8 protein-coding genes and 1 pseudogene are annotated in these 7,173 nt (G+C 40.8%); 4 read left to right on the top strand and 5 right to left on the bottom strand.

Annotated features, from left to right (window positions below):
* The 3 genes from BGC07_RS20400 to BGC07_RS01645 all read right to left on the bottom strand — a co-directional run.
* Nucleotides 1–243 (bottom strand): GNAT family N-acetyltransferase (locus BGC07_RS20400; RefSeq protein ID WP_162272286.1); only part of this gene is annotated, 243 nt, incomplete at its 3' end.
* Nucleotides 240–1,490: a cation:proton antiporter gene (locus BGC07_RS01650; protein ID WP_069311705.1), complete on the bottom strand. Its 1,251-nt coding sequence runs from the start codon at nt 1,488–1,490 to the stop codon at nt 240–242. The genes BGC07_RS01650 and BGC07_RS20400, both read right to left, overlap by 4 nt.
* Nucleotides 1,491–1,630: 140 nt before the next feature.
* Complete coding sequence (locus BGC07_RS01645) at nt 1,631–2,299, bottom strand: hypothetical protein (protein ID WP_069311704.1); 669 nt, start codon at nt 2,297–2,299, stop codon at nt 1,631–1,633.
* Nucleotides 2,300–2,411: 112 nt separating this feature from the next.
* On the opposite strand from BGC07_RS01645, the pseudogene BGC07_RS23770 reads away from it, so the two are divergent.
* Nucleotides 2,412–3,037 (top strand): annotated as a pseudogene (locus BGC07_RS23770) (MarC family protein).
* 19 nt (nt 3,038–3,056) lie between these two features.
* Here BGC07_RS23770 and BGC07_RS20395 read toward each other — a convergent pair.
* Nucleotides 3,057–3,233, bottom strand: a complete 177-nt coding sequence (locus BGC07_RS20395; RefSeq protein WP_158006831.1) for a hypothetical protein — start codon at nt 3,231–3,233, stop codon at nt 3,057–3,059.
* 72 nt (nt 3,234–3,305) lie between these two features.
* Nucleotides 3,306–4,433 carry a M14 family metallopeptidase gene (locus BGC07_RS01635; RefSeq protein ID WP_069311703.1) on the bottom strand — a complete coding sequence of 376 codons (1,128 nt, stop codon included), beginning with the start codon at nt 4,431–4,433 and terminating at the stop codon, nt 3,306–3,308.
* Nucleotides 4,434–4,708: 275 nt separating this feature from the next.
* Here BGC07_RS01635 and BGC07_RS01630 point away from each other — a divergent pair, with 275 nt between their 5' ends.
* The 3 genes from BGC07_RS01630 (at nt 4,709) to BGC07_RS01620 (ending at nt 7,160) form a co-directional block, all read left to right on the top strand.
* Nucleotides 4,709–6,085: a DEAD/DEAH box helicase gene (locus BGC07_RS01630; RefSeq protein WP_069311702.1), complete on the top strand. Its 1,377-nt coding sequence runs from the start codon at nt 4,709–4,711 to the stop codon at nt 6,083–6,085.
* Between the two features lie 279 nt (nt 6,086–6,364).
* The gene (locus BGC07_RS01625; RefSeq protein WP_158006830.1) at nt 6,365–6,889 is read left to right on the top strand and encodes a pentapeptide repeat-containing protein; all 525 of its coding nucleotides are present in this window, start codon (nt 6,365–6,367) and stop codon (nt 6,887–6,889) included.
* A complete protein-coding gene (locus tag BGC07_RS01620; protein ID WP_069311700.1) occupies nt 6,873–7,160 on the top strand; it encodes a pentapeptide repeat-containing protein in 288 nt (95 codons plus the stop codon). Before BGC07_RS01625 ends, BGC07_RS01620 begins: the two co-directional genes overlap by 17 nt.
* Nucleotides 7,161–7,173: the final 13 nt, after the last annotated feature.

The following is a 7,173-nucleotide window of genomic DNA, read 5'->3' as shown; positions in this document are numbered from 1 at the left end:
GGCTGCTTTTTTATCACGTATCGCCCAGTTGAGCCAAATAGCAGTACCATCAGAAGATCGCCGTTGTTGTAATTTTTTATAGCGCTGGCGTAAAGTCTCTATACTTTTTGGGGGCTGTTCCGGGATATATTGGTAGGACTGCTCATCTTTAAGCCTGTTAAATAATAATATTGCATGCTGCTCGGTAAGAGGTTCGAGCAGCAGCCTTTGACTTGATAATTTATTGACCTTTATTATTGTCATTGTATTGGCTGTTTTGAGCCTAATTTAACGAGAGACTTGCAGGTTGTGCCTTGAATGACGACTGAAAATAACACAATGCAATAGGTGAAAATTAAAATATGATTACGATAAGGCCCTTCAGGGAGTGATAAAGCCATAGCAAGAGCTAAGCCACCTCGCAGGCCGCCCCAGGTTAAAATAGTGATAACAAACGGTGTATATTTTCGTTGCATTTTAAAGAGGCTCATAGGCAGTGCGACCGTTATAAAGCGAGCAATGAGTGCTAAGGGGATCATCAATAAACCAGCGGCAAAATCACTTAAGCTGAGCGTTAGACTGATAAATTCAAAGCCAATCATTGCAAAGAGCATCATGTTAAGTACTTCATCAATGAGCTCCCAAAATGTATCCAGGTGTTGATTACCCTCAGAGCTTAAGACCTGATGACGAGTGAGGTTGCCGGTGATAATCCCAGAGACAACCATCGCAAGGGGTCCTGAAACATGTAAAAACTCTTGAGCGATGAGATAGCCGCCAGAGGCAATGCAGAGAGTGATTAAAATTTCGATTTTAGCATCATGAATATGCTTGATTAAAAAGTAAGCGATAAAGCCTAAGATGAGGCCATAGAGTATGCCACCAGCGGCCTCTTGACCAAACAATAGAGCAATGCTTTGCCAAGTGGGGGGCTGACCAGAATCGACAACATGATAGAGCGTTACGAAAATCACTAAGCCGACACCATCGTTGAATAGCGATTCACCCGCAATCTTGGTAGTTAGATCTTCCGGTGCATTGAGTTCTTTGACCGTTGCGAGTACCGCGATAGGGTCGGTTGGAGAGATCAAAGCACCAAATAAAAAGCAATACAATAATGGGATATTAATCTGTAAAAGTTGTAATAGCTCATAGCTTAAAAAGCCAATAACGAGTGTTGAGGCTAGTGTGCCAAGAAAAGCGAGACTGGTGATTTCCCATTTAAACTTAAGTAAGCGTTTTAGATCAACAGTTAAACTGCCGGCAAAGAGCATAAAGCCGAGAATACCGTTTAAAAGAAAATTGCGAAAATCAATGTGCTCAAAGAGTTCTTGAGTGGTTTGATGAAGCGCCGGTGAGCCCAGGTGGTCAGATAGGATAATGACAATAGAAGTAAATAATGCGCCCAAAGTGACGGCAATGGTTGTTTGCATTTTAAATAATCGGTGATTCAAATATGCAAAAACAGTGGCAAGAATAAGCAGAGCAGAGATTACTTCATAGACGGTCATGGGCTGTGTATTACCTAAATTAAAAGAATAAGGATAACAGAGCTTGCCATGTCTTCTCAAATGAAGAAGGCTGTGGTTAAGGCTTTGAAAGCATGGAGGAGCAAGTATTGTTGTGATCGAGAACCGATGATGTATGAGGGTTAGCTATATAATTTTTGTTTAGATTGCTTATAAAAAGATTGATACATTTTGTTGACGGCCTGTTTAATGGCTTTTTCAAGTAATATCGCCATTTTATCGGAGTCTTGTTCAATAGTAAGATGACTCGCTGTGATTTCGAATAAATTAACGGTTATGGGAGAGGTGAGGAGAATGAGTCCTGCTTGACGCAACTCTGCTTTGAACTTTACTGAGGCATGATAATAACTCGCCCCGATATAAGGGACATATTGAATTTTAGGATTGATGAGTTCTTTGGGAGCGCCTTTCTTTTTTAATACTTCGATGGATTGAATGATGCCAGTAATTACATAGTGATGATTAGAATAAGGCGCATTGCTGCCATTTTCTTGGCCAATGCTGCGCATGGTGGTTTGTAGGTAAACAGGAAGAGAGGGGTTGGTTTTGCCGCTGAATATTCCTGAGGGCAACTTTTTCTTGAAATAACGCTTTAGTGCGGTTTTTTGTATTTTGGGCCGAGCATCGAAAAATCGCTGTACCCGAATATCTCCAAGGGCTGAGTATTTTACTTGATTTGCTTTAGAGGCTGCCACAGGCTTGAGTTGCATTGTCGGGACAGTGCATGCGCTGATTATAATGAGTGCAGCTAAATAAAAACACAGCTTTAAAGAAAAACTCACCTGCTTCATTATGTGTTACGTCTTTGGGCTTCAGTTTCTAAAGTATAAGTGACTTTTACTGTGCTTTCCTTATACTCATACCAAGGTGAGAATTAGAGTGGCGAACTAGCGATATTGGGAGATGGCTGTGCATGATTTAATCACTTTTTTTGTAACTTTATTTGCTTTAACGAATCCTTTTGGAAACTTAGCGATTTTTGTTGGCTTAGTAGAAGGGCGTAGTGTTTCTGAACAAAGAGCGATTGCTTTTAAAACAGGTGTTGCTGTTGCGATCATTTTAGTCATTGTGACCTTATTTGGTAAAAATATTCTTGATTTTTTGGTATTTCTATCGGTGCCTTTGAGGTTGCGGGCGGCTTAATTATTTTGCTGTTGGGATTATCTATGCTTAATATGAAAAGCGAACACAAGCCACATACTCAAAAAGAGCATGAAGAAGCTGAAGAAAAGCCTGCGATTGCTGTTGTGCCGCTTGCAATTCCCATTATTGCAGGGCCTGGCGCACTGGCGGCGGTGATTATTCATAGCCAGTCTGCTCATAGTTCTTTTGCTAAATTATCTTATCTTGGTGTCGATATCGCGATTGCTATTATTATTACACTAATCTTATTGTTCGCCCCTTTTTTCCATAAGATTTTAGGTGTAGCGGGATTAAAAATTGTTGAACGTATTATGGGGCTGATTTTGATGGCAATGGCTGTCACGATGATGGCCGCAGGTGCGCATTCGTTGTTTCCAGCGGCCTAAAGGCAAAATTATGGGCTATTCAATTAGATGAATAGCCTTGTTCTTTTGCATTGGCGATACACAGTTCTTCAGTTTCAAATGTATCTGTTGATGCAGCCAAAAAGCGCCCCCCTGGGTCAGAGCATGACCACTGCCATTGGCCTTTGCTGTTTTTGAAGATATCCCACCGATTGTCTGGATTTTCCAGTGCACTCATTTAAAACATCCTTGTTTGCTTTGATTTATAATAATAATTTTATTGCAAAGTCTTTTAAAAAATAAAAATAGCTTAGCGTAATTGGTCGAGGACACTATAGATTGGGTGAAGAACACTACTGCCCAGTTGTTCACTGCGTTCTGCTGACCAGCCAAACTCTTTGCAGGGCAGGTTAGCATTATCTTTAAATGGCATTTCAATTGTGAAAGAAAGGCAATCAAAAGTTTCCCCGATGTTGTTACAGGCCACAGTAAGATTTGCTTGGCCTGGTTTATCTTTATCGTAGCCATATTGATCCTGAAAGTCAGGGTTGGCTTTGATAAAGGCAGCTTTAAACTGTTCTTCCAGGTTCTGAATGCGGGCTGAATAAGACGGATTGCCTTCTGTACCTGCAACAAAGTTATAAGGCAAAGCCTCATCACCGTGAATATCTAGAAATAAGTCGAGGCCGGTTTCTTGCATTTTTTCTTTGACATAATAAACTTCAGGGCTTTTTTCTAACGTAGGTGTTTGCCACTCACGGTTTAAGTTGGCACCTGCGGCATTTGTGCGTAAGTTACCACGAACACTGCCATCAGGATTCATATTGGGAACGACATAAAAAACCGCTTGTTTTAATAAAGTCTGGCCAAGTGCATTGCTGTCATCAAGTAAGGCACCTAAAAATCCTTCGATAAACCATTCGGCCATAGTCTCTCCGGGGTGTTGGCGAGCGATGAGCCAAATTTTCTTTTTATTTCTATCTGGTTGGCCGATTGTTAATAAATCTAAGTCACGGCCATCTATGGTGCTGCCCAATGTGCTGATTTCACACTGAGCGTGGTTTTGCGCATGGCCAATCAGCTCCTGATGACGCTCAAAAGAATAAGGTGTGAAATAAGCATAATAAATACTATTTTCTTCAGGTGTATGCTCTATCGTTAAAGTTTTGCCGTCATAGCGACTAGGGATACGAAACCAATGCTCTTTATCGTAGCTGGCAACGATATTGTAGTCTTTCCAGCCATCAGGATAAGAGCATTCACTCGCATTTAAGATGTTAAGGGAGCAGGCTTGGTTCTTTGCACCCTGTAGGCGAAAGTGAAACCATTGGAGAAATTCGGATTGATTATCTTTACGGACCTTAAGCTGTATATCATTGGCAGATTCGGCCGAAACAACTTCGATATTACCAGCATCGAATTGTGCACTAATTCTCATCGCTTATCCTTATTTTTAATTTTATCAAAATTTTTGCTCTTTATTAAAGCAACTTGCTTTTAGGGCGTCAATAACAGCTTAATCAAGTTGGAATGAATTTTACGGAACTTTTTAAGAAAATTATGTTCTATCAAACAGTGTTGGCTATCAATTTATCGGTTTTTTACTAAGAAATCATGAAGCAGAGTGGTGCTTGTCGTTGAAATCTTGTACACTACAGCGCCGCAACTGCCGTTGCTTTAATGTTGAATATTAACAAAATTAAGAGATTATTTATGAGTTTTGCCTCTTTGGGTTTATCTGAGTCACTTCTTGAAGCCATTACTGAGCAAGGGTATGAAACGCCCTCGCCGATTCAAGCGAAGGCCATTCCTGCGGTGATGACTGGCCAAGATGTGATGGCGGCTGCCCAAACGGGTACAGGCAAAACAGCAGGTTTTACCTTGCCGTTACTCGAACGTTTATCGCAAGGTGAGCCGGTACGAGCGAATCAGGTCCGTGCTTTAGTGTTGGCGCCTACGCGTGAACTTGCTGCCCAGGTAGCCGATAGTGTTGCCACCTATGGCAAAAATTTACCCTTACGTTCAACTGTCGTTTTTGGTGGTGTCAAAATTAATCCGCAAATGATGAAACTGCGCCGTGGTGCTGATATTCTTGTCGCAACCCCTGGGCGGTTATTAGACTTATATAACCAAAATGCGGTGAAGTTTAAGCAACTAGAAGTATTAATTCTAGATGAAGCCGATCGAATGTTAGATATGGGCTTTATTCATGATATCCGTAAAATTTTGGCGATTTTACCCAAGCAGCGTCAGAACTTAATGTTCTCGGCGACTTTCTCTGATGAAATTCGCAATTTAGCCAAAAAACTGGTTCATAATCCCATTGAAATTTCAGTCACACCACGCAATACCACGGCTAAAACAGTAAAACAGTGGATTTGCCCTGTTGATAAAAAGCAAAAGCCGGCCTTATTAGCCCAATTGACTCATGAGAATAAATGGCAGCAAGTACTTGTTTTTACTAAAACGAAGCATGGCGCGAATCGTTTGACGCGTTATTTGGAAAATGAGGGGATTAAAGCGGCAGCAATTCATGGCAATAAGAGCCAAGGCGCACGAACAAAGGCACTTGCTGACTTTAAAAATGGTGAGGTTCGAATGTTAGTCTCTACTGATATTGCTGCGCGTGGCTTGGATATTGACCAGCTGCCTCAGGTAGTTAATTTTGACTTGCCCAATGTGCCAGAAGATTATGTCCATCGTATTGGGCGAACGGGGCGGGCGGGCGCACGTGGCCAGGCGGTGTCATTGGTGAGCGCAGATGAAATTAAGCAGCTTGCTGATATTGAACATTTAATCGGCCAACTGTTAACACGCAGATTAATCGATGGTTTTGAACCAGTCCATGATGTGCCAGTATCAAGTTTAGATCGTAAACCTAAAAAGCCAAAAAAACCGAAGAAGCCAAAAGTAGGCCATCGAGATGGGCAGCGCTCGGGTGATAATGCTCAAGGCCATAAAGCCGATGGTGATAAGCCGCGTCGAAGAGGGCGTGGTCAGGCAAGAGCTGAGAACAAAGCCAGCAAGAATGCTCAGCAGAGCAATCGCTCTGGCCGTCATAGTCAAAGGCGTCGAGCCCCAATAGGCTGATGGATAAATCGGGGGAATCTTATCTTCCCTCGTTAAATGCCAACATTAAGCTGACAATAAGTTGGCAAACAATTTTATTAAATTAGTATTTCTTTTCATTCAGCCTTTTTCACTAAATGTTAGACTTCGCCACTTTAATATTATATTCTCAGTGCCTCCAAACTTAAGAAATTTAGCCTAAGGGCTTAGAGGTTTACTTTTTTTATGAAAAAATACCTAATTACTTCATTAATTATATTAATATTCGCAAACACTATAATATATGCAGAGTGCAAAGTTGTGATTGATAGTGAGGGTGATTCTTATTCTGTTAACCATTGTTCAAATGTAACAGGCGTTGCTGCCAAAATAAAATCAATTTTTACAAGTACAACTTATTCATCTTCTATAGAACCGATATTGTCTTTACAAAATAAAGTGCATTCACATATACGTATTCGCAAGTCCACATTAAAAGGAGTTGATTGGCAAGATAGTGATCTGCAAGGCGGAAGTATTTCAGGGTCAACTTTTATTCAGAGTGTGTTTAGTAAGCTGAATATGAGTAAATTCAATTTTAATCAATCAACCTTTGAAGGGGCAAAGTTTACTGCAACAGACTTAGAAGGTTCTAACCTTAATGGGTCTAACTTTGAAAAATCACACTTTATAAAGGTCAATATGGGGCATGTGAACCTTAATCAGTCTGATATATCAGGTGCGCTGTTGGAAGAGGTTGTGCTGGACTCAGCAAATGTTAATCAGTCTGATTTTAGTCACAGTATTATGAAGAATATCTCTTTCAAAAATGGCAAATATCAATGAGCCTGATTTTAGTGATGCAAGCTTAAATAATGCTGATTTTACAAGGGCAAGTATGAATGGTGTCAATTTTAGCACAGCGACTTTGACAGGAGCGCTTAACTTTAATCAGGCCCAACTTTGCAACATAACATTTGCTGGAGTGAGGGGAGTCACTCAGAGTAATTTAGCACAGGCTTTAAAGGGGGCTAAGAGTATATGTAAGGTAACGATGCCTGACGGGTCACAAAATATGAGTGGTTGTGATTCAGATGGGGAGTGTGATGACTATTGATGTATTAATAAAT

It is taken from the genome of Piscirickettsia litoralis (assembly GCF_001720395.1).
GTDB lineage: Bacteria > Pseudomonadota > Gammaproteobacteria > Piscirickettsiales > Piscirickettsiaceae > Piscirickettsia > Piscirickettsia litoralis.
Note: the sequence above shows the minus strand (reverse complement) of the source record. Positions and strands in the feature narration are given on the sequence as shown.